Origin of the sequence: Actinoplanes sp. NPDC051859 (assembly GCF_044452725.1) — a bacterium.
In the GTDB taxonomy this organism is placed as follows: domain Bacteria; phylum Actinomycetota; class Actinomycetes; order Mycobacteriales; family Micromonosporaceae; genus Actinoplanes.
On record NZ_JBITBX010000006.1, the window covers coordinates 300,811 to 317,158 of the forward strand.

A 16,348-nucleotide genomic window follows, 5' to 3' on the forward strand; every position below is an offset into this window, starting at 1 on the left:
CGACACCTTCTCGATGGCTGGTATTGCGGCGCCGAGATCGCAGCTCGACACTTCGACCATCGCCAGGTGAGATACCCCGGCTAGTCGCTGACGCATGCGAATCGCGCTTCGGCCGGGTGCGATGGTGGGTCGACCTTCAGTCGAAGTTGCTCGCCGGCCCTGCCTCTCCTCTTTCGCTATTCCGCATGAGAAGCGGACGCCGGTCGGGTCGGTCCACACCCATGTCAACGGCCAGTATGCAGATCCTTTGATGTGAGCTCGATTGCCTGGAGCGCGTATTGCGGATCGTCGGGCGCCCTTCGAAACTGCTCCTACATCGATGCACAGGTTCGATATTCCGAGCCTCAGTGCGCCGCTGACGCCACGCACTCCAGACACCCGAACCGCTTCCTTGGCTGGCTTCTGCGCCGAAACGGCCCGCGGGACGGAATGCGTGATGATCGACGTCGCCCGGTGCCTGAGATGGCTGGTTTCAGGTGGGCATTATCTTTTTCGCTCCGCGGAGGAATTCATGTCGGTAGTCGCGTTCGTCGTCCTTCCGCTCATTGTGGCGGTCGTCGGCGCCGGTTTGCGGATGATCAATGCGCGCAGCGCTCGGCGCAGCCGGACGCTGGGCCGGGCTGTGGGCACGGCCGCTCGGCGGCGGGTGGTGCGTTTGGTGCCGGCGGGCCGGCTGTCTGGGCGTGGTGTGTGGCCGGGGGGTTGGTTGCGGCGTTGGCGGGTGGGATGGCGTGGCAGAGCGGTGGGGTGGGTCGCGGGTCCGTTGGCGGTGACGCTGGCGGCGTCGCTGGTGCCGGCGGGTGCGGTGGCGGCGCCGTCGTCGCCGGTGCGTCAGGTGGATACGGATTGTTCTTCGAATGCGGTGGCGTATTCGGAAGCGCTGGGGTCGGTGTCGTCGTCGGAGAATTGTGTGCCGGGTGGTGCTGAGGGAGTGGGTCCGGCGTTGGTGGATCCGACGACGGGTGATGTATCGATGTCGGTGGGTCTGGGCGCGTTGGGCGGGGGTTTGAGTCCGGCGTACGGGTTGACGGCGCGGTATTCCAGCACGGGGGTGGATGCGCAGGTCGCGTTGGACAACTATGCGGCGCCGACGAAGTTCGCGGGTTTGGGCTGGTCGCTGCCGGCGGCGGAGGCGCGAATCGAGCGGGTGAACGCGGACTCGGGCGCGGAGTGGGACGACCGGTTCCGGCTGGTGCGGGTGGATGGCTCGTCGTCGGTGTTGTCGCTGGTGGGCCGGGACAAGGCGGGGACGACGAAGTACTACTCGGCGGGGGCGTCGGACGCGACGACGATCGCCTTGAACACCTCGTCGGGGTTGTGGACGGTGACGGACTCCACGGGGACGGTGTGGTATTTCGGTGATGCCGCGTACCGATCGTCGGATGGGTATGCGTCGAGCACGGTGACGGCGTCGGCGGGGTACGCGCAGGCGTGTGCGGCGATCCTGGTGTTCAACGGCACGGACAAATGCGCGGCGGGCGCGACGGAGTACGGAGTCCGGTGGGGGAATTGGGTAGGCCCGTCGTATCGGACGTCGGGTCAGGAGCGGTACGCGACGGCGTGGGGCCTGTCGGCGGTGGAGTCTCTCGGGGGTAAGCGGACCACTCTGTTCTATGCGCAGCACACACAGGCGGTGGCGTCGGTGACGGCCGGCTTGTTTTACACGAAGGGCCGTTATCTGGCGTTGGTGCGTACCGATGACAAGGACGAGCTGCAGCTGTCGTGGTCGACGAAGAAGGTGCAGGAGATTCCTGACCCGCAGGCGCAGGCGGCGGAGCCGGACGCCTATCAGGAACACCTGGATGTGTTGTATCTGGGCTCGGTGACGGCGTATCGGGCGACGGCGTCGGGGACGGTGGCGCGGGGTCGTCAGTCGTTGTCGTATGAGTTTGTGAATGCTGATGCGGATTCGTCGTCGTCGCCGCAGTACATGGGTAAGCGTTTGCTGACGAATGTCACCGAGCAGGTGTGGGATACGGAGAAGTCGTCGTTTGTGTCGCGGCCGCCGTGGGGGTTCACGTATGGCGGGCAGTCCGACTCGGATTCGGTGACGGTGCGGCGCTTGACCGAGGCGGATGTCACGGACTCGAGAACGGGCGCGATTTTCGGTTTGCTGCGGTCGGTGACGACTCCGGCGGGTGCGACGACCACGTACAAGTATGAGCGTCAGCAGCGGGCGGACGCCGCGAAGGTCGGTTTCGAGGTGTCCGCGGCGTCGCATGGGCTGACCGGGAACCGGCATGTGAAGTGGGGACCGGGTTATGTGCTGGTGAGCGGTAACGCGACGGTGTCAGGGTCGACCCGGAACCGGGTGATCCTGTACGCGTGGGGGTCGCGGGGCTGGTCGAAGGTGTGGTCGAAGGATTCCACGGGCTATTTCAACGGCACGGACCAGAACGGGTATGCGATCGGGTTCGATGTGTCGAGTACCCGGTGGGCGGCTACCGGTGACGGCGTGATCGCGGTGTTGCTGCCGTCCTACACGAACGCGGCGCTGGCACGTAACAACTGCAATGACGTGGTGGTCGTGGCACGCGACGCGCAGGACCGCAATTCGTGGGCGGCGGCGCCGATCTCGAAGTCGGTGTGCGGGTCGACGTCGGTCGCGGTCGGTGATGGCATGGTCGCGGTGGCGGCGGTACACGCGGACACGACGCGGCAGGCGTGGACGGTGTGGCGCAACACGACGGGTGACTGGTCGGATTCGTCGGCGACCCAGACGGTGTCGAAGTCGTTCACGACGCCGATGTCGGGCAACTATCCGATCACGGCGGCGCAGATCGGTTCGGGGTTCGTGGGCTTCAGCGTGTCGAACACGGCTCGGTCGTCGACGACGGACACGACGGCGCAGACGGTGAACACCGATTTCGTGTTTGTGACGGAGACGGGGTTGTCGTCGTCGGTGGTGTCGAAGTCGGTGACGGTGCCGCGGGTGATCAGCTCGTTGAACAACAAGACGACGTGCAAGATTTACGGCTATATCGCGGACCTGGCCGGGTCGGGCAGCAACCCGAACCTGGTGGCGACGATGCGGTGGGACGGGCCGACGAGTAAGACAAGTTGTGCGACGTGGTCGAGCTGCCCGGCCGGGGTGTGTACGACGTATTCGTTGTCGACGACGCCGACGGAGTTCTCGTGGCCGGTGGTGATCCGGGGTGTGTTCACCGCGGTGGAGGCGGCGCCGTCGAAGGCGGCGGATGTGACGCTGACGGTGCTGCCCGCGGCGAGCAACGTGCCAAACGCGACGAATATCGGCACGGTGGGGTCGGCGACGTCGATGCCGCCGGGAGTGCTGTCCAGCAACGAAGCGGTGATGGTCGCGGGCAGTATCGGCACGAAGTATCCGAAGTCGGTGACGAACACGACCGAGTACGGGTCTGTGGCGGTGTGCGGGTATGCGGCGGTGACACCGTCCGGGGTGGCGACGCCGTTGACGTCGGCTGGTGACTCGAACTGTCTGTATGGGACAGCGGCGAGCACGGACGGCTTCTCGAACGCGTCGATGCGGGCCTTGGACGACGATTTCGTGGTGACCCGTAACAGTGCCGGCAACGCTCAGTATTGGCAGTACGACCCGAAGACCGAGACGATGGTCGCCCTGAGCGGCACGGATGCGTGGTCGTCGGTGGTCAATGACACGGCGGAATCGGACACCACCGAACCTGCCTCTCGGCAGACGCAGGGAGGAGGCAGCTGGTGGTCCGATCTGCTCCAGATTGTCTACGGCGCTTTTTCCTCCGACACTGATAGCCCTGGTTACTCCGTCCACGGGGATACGCCGCCGGTGGCGGTGGGTGCCGACACGTCGGGTGGTTCGTTTGCGGGCTCGTATGGCAGTGATTCGCGGTATGTGATCGCGGGGTCGAAGGTGCGGTACCGGCAGCCGGATGGCACGTTGTCGGCGGCGATGTCGTGGACGACGCAGTCCGGTGTGCAGGGCGCGACGGGCATCGCGGATGCGTTCATCCCGTATCGGGTGGTGGGTTCGTCGTCGTCGAGTGTGGGTGTGACACCGTTGCGTAACGGGGCGGTGCGGTATTCCGAGGCGAACGCGACCAGCGTCAGTGACGTATGGGCCTCGTACCTGGTGAACATTGAGCTGGCGGGCTTGGGTTACACGTATCCGTCGACGGAGCAGGCGTCGGATGTGGATGACCTGTCCTCGGACGGCGGGTTCATGGTGTACGAGTCGAACGGCGGCAGCTCGGGCAGCAACTTCGTGTCCTCGACCGGTGGCTTCTGGCTGGTGTCCCTCGACGGTGGTGTCCTGGATTTCGACACCGACAACCGGGTCGCGATGGACGAGACCGCGATGGACGTGACGGTGGTCAAGGTGACGTCGGATGACGGGACCTCGCAGCAGTCGCGTACCTACTCGTATGACGATCCGGAGATGACGCCGGCGGGTGAAATCGTGTACGGGTCGACGACGGTGACGCTGGCCGGCACGGACAAGAGTGACGGTGCGGGCACGGTCACGTATGCGGCGTACGCGGGCGCGGACACTTCGCGTGACGTGTATGTGGCGGCGGCGGTGGACGGGGGCGCGAGCGCGGCGGGGGTGCCGTTGGTGGAGTTCGCCGCGGACCGTAGTGCGAAGCCGTGGACGACGTACCGGGATGCGTTGCTGGGCCAGATCTATGCCCGGACCGAGACGGGGCTGTCCGGGTCGTCGGGCAGTGTCGCGAAGACGCAGAACTGGGTGGAGATCGGCTGGCTGAGTACCGCGTCGGCGTATGCCACGGGCGGCATGTTGCGCCAGCCGGTGGTGCGGGAGATCAGCGGTCGGTCCACCTCGGATGGTGTCATCACGACCACGTCGAAGTGGTACAACGCCCGTAACCAGATCCGCACGGTGCAGCAGCGTACGTCGGCTCTGGCGGTGTCGGCGGGCAGCTCGGCGGGTACGGCGAAAACGTCGATATCGGATCAGGTGGTCACGACCACGGTGTTCCAGGCGTGGGAGATGGCCGAGTACCGGCAGGCGTTGCTGGCCGACAACCGCCTGGACGGGTTGCCGTATCTGACGTACACGACCCGCTCGAGTGGGGGTAAGGCGCCGGTGGTGGAGTCGGCGTCGGTGCAGACGTATGCGACGCCGTCGGGGTCGTCGGTGCTGATGCCGTCCGCGGCGTACCAGGCCCGGGGCGCGCAACTGACCGGGATCATGCCGGCCATCTCCCTGGCCGGGCAGAAGATCGCGAACAATGTGCCGGGCAGCCGGTACTGCGCGGCGGTCACGACCAGCAACTCGCAGAACTATCTGTCGAGTGTGGCAGGGGACAGTTGCTCGGTCGATGATGCGGGTAGCTCGTTGTTCATTCCGCATGTACTGGCCGGGAACCCGGTGTACGGCGATGCGGATCAGCGGGCCACCACCACCTACGTCCTGGAATCGGTGTCGAAGCCGGGCATGTGCCTGATGGCGGTGGACGCAGACTTGAAGACGGTGACCGAAGACGAAGACTGGCTGGGCATGGCCACGTGCAATCTGGCGAGCGCTCAGCAGGTGACGAATATCAGTGAGACCAAGCAGGACCAGGTCGGCTATGTCAGCACGCTGAAGCAGTGGACCAGCGCCGGCGCCACGACGTGCCTGTCCGGTTTGGCGAGCACCGCGTCGGGCAGCAAGTTCGACGGCTGGGGTGGCTGCTCGCGGTCGACGACCACGTCGGCCACCAACACGGTGCTGCGGCTGGTGTCGTACCCGCAGGTGCAGATCAAAGACACCGCGAGTACCAGTGCGGGTGTGCAGGGCTGCCTGACCACCACGTCGGCCAGTAGTTTCGCGTCGGCGACGTGCGTGTCGGGTGACTCGACCGCTGCGGACAAGACCTTGTTCGTGTTGCACACGGACGGGTCGATCGAGTCGGTGGCCTACCTGGGCTACTGCCTGAAGCCCGTCACGGATGTGCTGGTCGTGTGTGGCAGCACCGCCGGTAGCAACGCCGACGACTACGACATGGTCCTCGCACCGTATTACAAGGACCTGAGTTCCGGCTGGTATGAGATGACGGACCGGTTCTGGCAGTGCTGGGATTCCGTCGCCGACGACGACTGGGGCGACTGTTTCGACGATTCCGCCTGGGCGGTGTCGCCGGACCCCGACGAAACCGTGACCACCGGTGTCACCCAGGGTGTCCCGGTGCCCGCGGTGATCGCGGCGAGTCAGGACGTGTGGGTGAAGTCAGCGACGACCACGTCGTGGGACAGCACCACCCTGCTGCCCACCGCCGGGGTGTCGTACGCCGGCACGAGTGGCACGTCGCGCCGGTCGACGAGCATGGCGGTGAAGTATTCCGTGGACGGGCGGGGCCTGTCGGTGGCCTCGTTCGGTGGGGCGAACGCGTCGCAGGCCGGCTACCTCGGCTTCGAATCGTATGAAGTGACCGACGCGACGAAGACCTCCTGCGCGGCGTTCCTGCCGGCGGGTTGGTCGTGCACGTTCTCGTCGGTCGCGGCGTCGTCGTCCGGGCACGTCGGGTACGGCCTGTCCAGCACCGGGTCGGGCAAGCTGACCGCCACCGCGTTCACGCCACCCACGGACGCGTCCGGTGCCGGGGTGCCGTATGTGATGTCGGCGTGGGTGAAGGGCGGCTCCTGCAAACTGACCGCGGGCGGTAAGTCCAGCGACACGTCGAACACCACCACCTGGCAGTACCTGGAGGTGCCGTTCACCACCACCGCCGGCACGTCGATCACCCCGACCGTGGACTGCGCGTCCGCGACCGTGCTCGACGACGTGCGCTACGGGCCGGCCAACGGCCAGTTCGCCGCGGTCGTCTACGACCCGGCCAACGGCTACCGGCCCATCGGCGAGCTGGGCGACACCGGGATCACCACCAAGGTGGCCTACGGGCCGACCGGCGAACCCACCCCGTACACCGAACGCCTCAACACCACGACCCGCAACGTGGGCAGCCAGATGGCGGCCGGATTCTCGATGGGCGGCTTCTCCCGCTTCGGCGGCCACGGCATCTCCATCGGCAACGACGCGGCCAGCTACCAGCGGACCATCCCCAACGTGTTGTCCACTGTCACCTACGGCGCGGACACCGCATCGTTCTGCCCGAAACTCGCCGACAGCAGTTCACCGTGGACGGCGTGCTCGTCCAACACGTTCAGCCTGCCCGGCAATGCGTGGGCGATCCGCGCCGACATCAAATCGGGCACCTCGACATCGTTGGTGTCCTGGACCGCGGCGGATGGACGAACCGTCGCCGCCGGGTTCTACAGCAACAAATTCGGGGTCTACAACAGCAATGCGTCGTGCGCCGTCACCTCAACGCGTAAGTCGACCGGCGCTGACTCGACAGTGCGTCAGATGGCGGTGATCGCCTACGGCGACCAGGTCCTGATCCTGGCCGATGGCTATCCGGTGCTGTCGATGAAGAACGAAGCCACGCTCACCACCGCCACCAACCCGTCCACCAACACGAGCGTCAAGTACTGCCAGCCCAGCACCGCCACCAATGTCCTCGCGGGCAGCGCCCCGCAGGTCAGCGTCGACCACCTGGACGCGGAGCTGCGCAGCATCGAGACACACCAGATGCAGACGATGTACACCAACGGGACCGGTGCGCTGACCGACACGGTGACCGCGACCGCCTACGACGGCTGGGGTAAGGCTGCCGTGCGCACCCTGCCGATGTACACCACGCCCGGCAGCGGCACCAGCGTCATGACCTACCGCGGTGTCCTCGGCTCGTTCAACTGGAACCGCGGCACGCTGGGCTCCGCCAGCGAGCTGTACACCTTCTATCTGTCCGGGGCAGGCAAAACCTACGCGACACGTGGCAACGACGCGAAGAAGGCACTGACGTACGACTCGTCACGTGCCGAACCCGCGGCCCGCAGCGGGGAATCCGCCGGCGCCGGCGCCGCCTACGGCACCGGATCCGGCAAAACCACCACCACCACCTACAACCAGTGGGACACCGCAGGTCTGGGCACCGCGGTGGACGCCTCGTCCGGTGAGCAAGATGAACTGGTGACATCAGCGAGCAGTGTCACCGCCGGTTCCGGGCAGAACATCGTGTCGCAGTCGGTGCAGGACCTGACCGGCACGACCACGCTGAGCCGGGTGTCGTGGAAGACCAGCAGCGACACGTCGTGGTCCAGCCTCACCCAGGCATCGGCCACCACCTTCGACCGCACCACGAACCTGCCGTCCGGTGTCACCAAAGCCGACGCGATGAACGAGGTGATGACCCCGAACTACTTCAGCAACGTCACCTCGAGCGACAAACACGTCAAACGCGCCGGCACCACCGACATCCTCGGCCAGCACACCTTCGACACCGAACCTGACCTGTCCGGGGCGCAGCACGTGTTCCGCGACGACGAAGGCAAGGTGCGCTACACCCTCAACACCACCGGCATCAGCGCATCCGCCACCTCCGACGGGGCCCTGTACTACAGCTACGACCAGTACGGGCGCCTCACCAAAATCAGCGCCCTGGTCAATGTCCACAAGGCTGACCTCGCCGCCTACGCGGCGGCGGCCCGGCTCGACTCCGACCCGGCCGTCACGGCCAGCAACAGCTGCACCCTGACCGCCTACCAATACGACGTCGACCCGAGCACGGGCGCGCTCGCCGCCTACAGCAACCAACGCGGCAGCGTCGTCAAGGCCACCAACTACAGCTCCCCGACCAGCACCACCGCCTGCGCCACCAGCCCCACCACCAACAGCACCGCCGTCAAGGTTGACGACCTGGGCCGGACCACCGCGACCTACGAAACCCGCGGCACCGTCGGCACCGGCCGCACCACCACCCTGGACTACAAGTACGGCGGCCTCGCCACCACCATCACCTACCCCGACAAGAACGCCACCGCCGCGTTCGCTGTCACCAGTGGACAGACCTCGATCACCTACTGGTCCGACGCGACGGCTACCCCGGTGCGGGTGGAGGCGGGGACCGCCTACCCCGCGATCGGTGCGGACGCCGACGACTCCGCCACCGACAGCGACCCGGACGCGAACACCTGGTGGAAACTCGTCAACTCCGACTGGGCCGGACGCATCCTGAAAACCCAGCGCGGTGACGGCTACACCGAAACCGTCACTTACGACCTGCAAGGCAACCAACTCGACAAGAAGCTCCGAGACACCACCGGCACCACCGTGGCCGGCGAAACCCAGCTCCACATGCGTCCCGAAACCGTCAGCAGCACCGACTCAGCCTGCGGTGGCACCTCCGACGACGACTCCAATGCCACCCCCGGCAAACTCCTCGGCCGCCAGCTCTACGGCACCTGGATCTCCAAGACCGACCGCGACATCTGGTCCTGCTTCCGCTACGACGGCGCCGGACGACTCACCACCAGCGGCCGCTACAAGAAAGTCAACGGCACCTGGACCGGCCAGGACGGCACCGCGTACGACTACGACGCCAACAGCAACGTCACTGCCGAAAAGACCGGAACCACCAGCCTGAACGCTGTCACCGGCGACACCGCAGTCACCAACGGCAACTACACCGAAACCATCGACTACACCGCCGGCACCAACAAACCCACCGACTTCGGCTGGACCAACGACGGTTCCTCCACCACTACCACCTACGACAGCAACGGAAACCAAACCCGCATCGCCTTCAGCACCGGCATCAAATCCCGCATCGACACCACCTACGACAAAAACACCAACCAACTCCTCACCCAAAAGGTGTACAGCGGCACCCCCTCAGCGGTGAACAGCACCGCCACCATCGACTACACCCCCAACGGCCTTCGCGCCAACCGCACCGTCACCGGCAACAACAAAACCATCAACCACACCCACTACTACGGCGCTCAAGGCCTGCAACCCCTGGTCACCACCCAAACCGACACCAATACCGAAAACCTCACCATCTACACCCCCCAAGGCGCCACCACCGCCTACCAAACCCGGCCCACCACCGCCAGCACCGACACCAAAACCCGCTTCTACTACCCCTTCACCGACCACACAGAAAACACTGTGGTGGTCCTAAACAACAACAACCTCACCCAATACACCTACAGCGACTACGGCGACACCACCACCACCCTCGCCACCAAGAGCGCACCCGACACCACCACCACCATCAGCCCCACCACCACCTCCGCCACTGGCACACCCATCACCGGCACACCCACCGGACCCGCACCCGGCACTCGCTACCAAAACCAGTACCAAGACACCTACCCCACCGCCACCATCACCACCACCAGCGCTGACACCACCAGCCTCAAGAACTGGCTCGACCAACACACCACCTACCACTACCCCTACCGCGAATACGCCCCCGAAATCGCCCAATTCACCACCCCCGACCCCGCGCGAAGCGGCCCCAGCCCTTACGCCGCATTCAACGCCGACCCCGTCAACAACATCGACACCGACGGCCTCATCGCCGTCCGCGCCGCGGCGGAGAACGCGCTCAACTGGGTGGCTCGCCGGGAAATCTGGAAGGGCACGGGAATCACCGTTGCCTACAATTTCTGGCTGGCCCCCGCGCATCGGCGGATGGTGTTGAACGCCGGCCAAATTTATTGGCTTCGGCAGGGCGCATATGCACTCCTAGTTGCCTCGGTGATGTATGCGGGTTGCCGCTTCGGGGTCAAATATCAGGCCAGAGAGTGCCAAGAGTCGATGGCCGCCGCTGGTGTGGCCGGACCAATGGCCCGGCCGATCCCCAACAGCACACCCGCGTACAGCAACGCGACCACCCTGGAACCCATCTCGGTGACCTGGCCGTACTCGACAAACTGGGTCAACGTCACCGGGTCGGCGGCGCCGCCGGACATGCCCTATTCGCTCGCTTGCTTCTCCCCCCTGGGCAAGGGATTCTTTGGAGCCTTCGGCACACAGGTTGGCGCGGCAATCAGCTACTTCGTGGGTTCTACGGTATATCTGACCCTGAAGGCTTTCCGGATTCCTATCCGAGCGCTTGTTCCTGACGGAGGCGGCGCTGACCCCCGGTTCTGGCAGAGATACCGGATGCACATCTACATGACGCTCATCATCATGGGGGTAGTGGCAGGTCTCTTCGGAGTCGATCTCAGTCGGTCGCCCGCTTTCGAAGAAAACAACTACGCGATCGCCTTGACTGTTCTGGCGCTCGAGTACATGGATCTCATGCATCAGTTGCACTACGTGATGGAATACCGGGTGCAAGCGGTCCCGTTCTGGAGCGGATACCGGGCCTTGTTCAAGAACTTCGGGCTCTACACTGCACGTGTTTCGGTCGCTTGGTTGCTCGGCTCGGTTGCCTCGATCTCGGCAGCCCGCGGCGACCATCCCAACCCGTACCTTCCTTGGTTCCAATTCTTGGAGGGTCCCCTCTGGGAGCTCGTCACCAGCGGCCGCCTCGGCGAGCTTGCTGGCCTGACGAGAGACCAGTTCAATGCGATCGCGACCTGGGCTGGAGAAGTCGTTGGCGACCAGAGGCTTGGGCCGGTCCTGAGTGGCTCGCTCGGGCATGCATATGCCCCAGTTTGATTAGACGTCGCGGCGCCAACCTGATCATTGGCCCAGACTAGAAGGCCGGGCGGTAGGGAGGTTATTTCCCTATCGCCCGGCCTTCGGGCCGAATCGCATAGTCGCGAGCAGCTTCTCTTGAACTCGAGGAATCCCAGAAATAAGCCTTGAGCGCCGCCCGAATGCCGTTGCGCCGGCGTGTGCGTGGGGCGAAACATTGGACGTGCCTCCCTGAGGTGGGCGACTGTCTGTTCGCCCAAAAGGCCGGCGCCCCGCACGGGACGCCGGCCTTCGTCATGCGGTCACTCGTTGGGCAGCAGTGCCCAGAGGATCAGGTAGATCAGGAACTGCGGGCCGGGCAGCAGGCAGGAGACCACGAAGATCAGGCGCATCGTCCCCGACCCGATGCCGAAGCGGCGGGCGAGGCCGGAGCACACACCGGCGATCCAACGGTCGTCGCGAGGGCGGGCCAGACGGCGGGCCATGTCATCCACTCCTTCAACTGTCGGCCGGGCGAGGGGCCCGACCGGTCGGCCGGGCGAAAGTGCCCGACCTGCAATCCACGGTAGGTGCGCCGCGCAGCTCCGCCCTCGGTCCGCAGGGGGAGACGACGGCCCTCGTTCCCGTAAGGGCTCCCCGTACCCTGGGCCGCTCCGCTGTTAACATCGGGGCGAATTCCGCCCCTACTCTCTGCGATCGGGCGGTTCTGGTGGGAGGGATGCCGCGGTGACGCTCGCCGTGTTGTGCGGCAGCACCGGCGAGGCTCTCGACCCGGCCGCCGCGGCCCGGCTCGCCGAAGAGCTGACCGCCGGGCTGATCGCGGCCGGTGCTCCGGTCGTCGAGGCCGTGGCCGGTGCCGACCTGCCCGGGCAGCTCCGGGAGATCAGCCGGATCGCCGCCGGGGCGCGTGCGCCCGTGCTGCTCTGTGCCGATGATCTTGTCGCGCATCCGAGTCTGCTGTGGACCCTCGCCACCGAGCCGGCCGGGCGCAGCACCGCCCTCGTCGTCGCCACGGAGAGTGGCGCCGGAGGCGATCTCAGGGAGGATCGGGGTCGGCTGGTCCCGGCCGCCGACGGGCCCACTCGCTTCGCCGGTGCCCTCTGCATCGCCCCCGGTGACCTAGCTCTCCTCGCCGCTGTTGCGGAGAAGGCGGCCGTCGCGGGGAGGACGGCTGGAAACGCGCTGGACATCCTGCTGCCCGCGCTGCTCGAAGCCGGATTGGTGCCGATCGCCACCCGGGTGCGACTGCTGCACGCCGCCCGCGTGCGCACCGACGCCGAGCTGCGCGCCGCCCAGGCGGCAGTCGCGGCCGTCGACGAGGACAAGGCGCTGCTGCGACTCGCGGTCAAAGAGAAAGACGACTTCTTCACCACGTACGCGGTCAGCACCTGGTCGCCGCTGGTCACGAAGCTCTGCGCCCGACTGGGCCTGACACCGAGTGGCGTGACGGCCGTGTCGGTGCTGTTCGCCGTGGCCGCCGCGCTGGCCTTCTGGGAGGCGTCGCGGCCCGCGCTCGTGGCCGGCGCCGTGCTGCTCTACCTCGGCTTCGTGCTCGACTGCGTGGACGGCCAACTCGCTCGCTACACCCGGCAGTTCGGGGCGTTCGGCGGCTGGCTGGACACGATGGCCGACCGGGCCAAGGAATACGCCGTCTATGCCGGGCTGGCCGCCGGCGCTGAACGGATGGGTCTGCCGTACGCGTGGCCGCTCGCCATCACCGCCATCGTGCTGCAAACCGTTCGGCACATGACCGACACCTGGTACGGCGCCCTGCACGACGAGGCGTCCGCCCGGCAGGCAGTCGGCAGCGCGGGCAACGCTGACGCCGGAGGTGGGGTGGGTGCCCGGCTCAGCCGCGCCTCGAACAAGGTGCAGGCGGACACCGGGTCGGCCGCGTACTGGCTGAAGCGGATCGTGGTCTTTCCGATCGGCGAGCGCTGGGCACTGATCGCGATTCTGGCGGCTCTGACGAACGGTCGGGTGGCGCTGATCGCGGTCGTGGGCTGGGGGCTGCTCGCGGCGGCGTACACCTTGGCGTTGCGGTCGCTGCGGTCGCTGTCGATGCGCGTGGGGGTGCTGGCGACGGTCGACACCACGCGGCACCGGGACGACGGTCGGATGGTCCGCGGCACAGTGAGTGCGGCAGACCTGGCGCAGCCGCTGCTGTGGGCGGGTGTCGCGGCGTTGGCACCTTTGGTGCTGATCGGCGCCGTGGCCGCCGGCTGGGTGCCGCGCGGCACGACCTGGGGTTTCTGGTGGGACGTGCCCACGCACGTCGAACTGGTCCGGGCCGGCGAGGCGTCGACCGCGCTGCTGGTGGTCGCGGTGCTAGTGCTCGGAGCCGGGCTGTCCGCGCGGTCGCGGCACGACGGCCCGCTCGACTGGCTGGTGCCCGCCGGGCTGCGCGCGGCGGAGTATCTGCTGGTCGTGGCGATCGCCATGATCTGCGCGGTGCCGCCCCCCGTGCTGTACGCGCTGCTTTTCGCGCTGGCTCTGCACCACTACGACCTCACGGCCCGGATGGAGAAAGGCGCGCCCGGCACCTCCGCGAAGCTTGCCCTGCTCGGCTGGGACGGCCGGGTCACGGTGCTGGTGGTCTGCGCCATGTCGGGTGCCGCAGTCGCCGGTGAGCTGCTGGTCGCCGTTGTTCTCACCGGCCAGTTCATCGCGGGGGCGCTCCGTGACCGGCGGTTGGCGGCGAAGCGATGACGCTGCTCAGCGTGGTGCTGCCGGTCCACAAGGTGCAGGGCTACCTGCGGCAATGCCTCGACTCACTGCTTGAGCAGGTCTACACCGACTTCGAGATCGTCGCCGTCGACGACTGCTCGCCGGACCACAGCGGCGCGATCCTCGCCGAGTACGCCGCCCGCGACCCACGCGTCCGGGTCGTCACGTTGGCCGAGAACGCGGGATTGGGCCAGGCCCGCAACGTGGGCCTCGAACACGCGGTGGGCGAGTACGTGTGGTTCCTCGACAGTGACGACTGGTTGGCCCAGGGCGCCCTGACCGCCGTCGTCGACCGGCTCGCCGAGACCGCCGCCGACGTGCTGCTGGTCGGCTACGACCGGGTGCACTGGGACGGTCGGGTGGAGCTCCCGGGCGACGGTGGTCTGCCCGCGAAGACGCCGCGGGTCTTCACCGCCGCCGAATGGCCGCGGATCATGAACGTGTTGCACGTCGCCTGGAACAAGGTGGTCCGCCGCGAGTTGCTGCTCCAGCTGGAGCTGCGCTTCGCCACCGGCTGGTACGAGGACGTCTCCTTCACGTTCCCGCTGCTCGCCGCGGCGCCGCGGATCAGTCTGCTGCGGCGGGTCTGCGTGCACTACCGGCAGCGGCGGACCGGGGCGATCACCCGTACGGTGGGGGACCGGCATTTCGAGGTCTTCGACCACTGGGCGCAGGCGATGGCGCTGGTGGAACGGGACCCGGAGCGGGCCGAGGCGCTGCGGCCGGTGCTGTTCCGGCGGATGATGTGGCACTACTTCGTGGTGCTGCGCAACGCCCAGCGGGTGCCGAAGGCGTCGCGGCGGCGGTTCTTCGACCGGATCACGCAGGATTTCCACCGGTACCGCCCCGTCGTCGGCTACCGGCCGCCGAAGCGGGCAATGGGGCTGCGGCACCGGTTGGTGGCCCGCGGCTCGTTCGTGTCGTACCGCGCGTTCGAGCAGGCCATTGTGCTGGCCCGGGCCGCCGATCGGCTGCGGCGCCGGCCGGTGGTGCAGGCCAGGAGGATCGCTTCCCGGGTACGGCAGGCCGCGTACCGGGCGTACTACCGGCTGGAGCTGCACCTGCCGGTGGACCGGAAGCTGGCCCTGTACGCCGCGTACTGGTATCGCGGTGTGGCCTGCAACCCGGCCGCGATCGCCAGCAAGGCGGCCGAGCTGGCCCCGGACGTCCGGACGGTGTGGGTGATCGGCCGGGGCAGGGAGCGGGCTGTGCCGCCGGGCACGGACTATGTGATCGCGGGAACCCCGGCGTACTTCCGGGCGCTGGCTCGGGCGGGTTGGCTGATCAACAACGTCAACTGGCCGAACTGGGTGCGTAAGCGAGCGGGCTCCACGCACGTCATGACGCACCATGGCACGCCGCTGAAGATGATGGGCATGGACCAGGCGGATCACCCTGCGGCGGCACTCGACGCGGATTTTCCCGCGCAGATGCGCCGGGCGGACCGCTGGGATTTCAGTGTCAGCGCCAATGCGCACACGACGATCGCCTGGGAGCGCGCGTACCCGTGCGGGCACGAAACCCTCGAGGTCGGCTACCCCCGCAACGACCGGCTAGCCAACGCGACGGCGGCGGACTCCGCGCAGGCTCGGCGCGAGCTCGGGATCGAGCCACACGAGCGGGTGGTGCTCTACACGCCCACCTATCGCGAGTGGTTGCCGCTGGGCCGGCAGGTGCTGGACGTGGATGCGTTCGCGGACACGCTCGGGTCCGACACCGTGCTGCTCGTCCGCGCGCATTACTTCGCCGTTACCGCCGACCAGCAGCCGAAGCGACGGCGGGGGCGGGTCGTGGACGTGTCGGCGTACCCGGTGGTGGAGGACCTGTATCTGGCGGCGGACGTGCTGATGACCGACTACTCGTCAGCCATGTTCGACTTTGCGGTGCTGGATCGGCCGCTGGTGATCTATGCGCCGGACTGGGCGGCGTACTCCGAACTGCGCGGGGTCTACTTCGACCTGATGGCGTTGCCGCCGGGGCAGGTGGAGACGACCTTCGCCGAGCTGGTCAAGCTCTTCGCTGACCGGCGTTATGCGAGCGCAGCGGCGACTGAGCAGCGCAGGCGGTTCCGGGAGCGGTTCTGCTATCTGGACGACGGCAAGGCCGCCGAGCGGGTGGTACGCCGGGTGCTGCTGGGCGAGTGACCGGCCGCTACTAGCCGTTCACCCG

General features: G+C 67.0%; 4 protein-coding genes. 3 read left to right on the plus strand and 1 reads right to left on the minus strand.

Translation table 11 applies throughout. From position 1 onward, the window contains the following. Positions 1 to 511: 511 nt before the first annotated feature. The gene (locus tag ACIA1L_RS18075; RefSeq protein WP_396073874.1) at positions 512 to 11,473 is read left to right on the plus strand and encodes an RHS repeat-associated core domain-containing protein; all 10,962 of its coding nucleotides are present in this window, start codon (positions 512 to 514) and stop codon (positions 11,471 to 11,473) included. 281 nt (positions 11,474 to 11,754) lie between these two features. Here ACIA1L_RS18075 and ACIA1L_RS18080 read toward each other — a convergent pair whose 3' ends face one another. Then, positions 11,755 to 11,937, minus strand: coding sequence for a PspC domain-containing protein (locus ACIA1L_RS18080; RefSeq protein WP_396073875.1), 183 nt, complete (start codon positions 11,935 to 11,937; stop codon positions 11,755 to 11,757). 241 nt (positions 11,938 to 12,178) lie between these two features. Between ACIA1L_RS18080 and ACIA1L_RS18085 the strand changes: the two genes are divergently transcribed. Both ACIA1L_RS18085 and ACIA1L_RS18090 read left to right on the plus strand, forming a co-directional pair. Next, positions 12,179 to 14,161, plus strand: a complete 1,983-nt coding sequence (locus ACIA1L_RS18085; protein WP_396073876.1) for a DUF5941 domain-containing protein — start codon at positions 12,179 to 12,181, stop codon at positions 14,159 to 14,161. Continuing rightward, on the plus strand, positions 14,158 to 16,323 hold the full coding sequence (locus ACIA1L_RS18090; RefSeq protein ID WP_396073878.1) for a CDP-glycerol glycerophosphotransferase family protein: 2,166 nt from the start codon (positions 14,158 to 14,160) through the stop codon (positions 16,321 to 16,323). The genes ACIA1L_RS18085 and ACIA1L_RS18090 overlap by 4 nt, the downstream gene beginning before the upstream one ends. Positions 16,324 to 16,348: the final 25 nt, after the last annotated feature.

Bases quoted from the DNA above. Each gene is read 5' to 3' on its own strand.
- ACIA1L_RS18075 (WP_396073874.1), top strand. From the start codon at position 512: ATGTCGGTAGTCGCGTTCGTCGTCCTTCCGCTCATTGTGGCGGTCGTC.
- ACIA1L_RS18080 (WP_396073875.1), bottom strand. From the start codon at position 11,937: ATGGCCCGCCGTCTGGCCCGCCCTCGCGACGACCGTTGGATCGCCGGT.
- ACIA1L_RS18090 (WP_396073878.1), top strand. From the start codon at position 14,158: ATGACGCTGCTCAGCGTGGTGCTGCCGGTCCACAAGGTGCAGGGCTAC.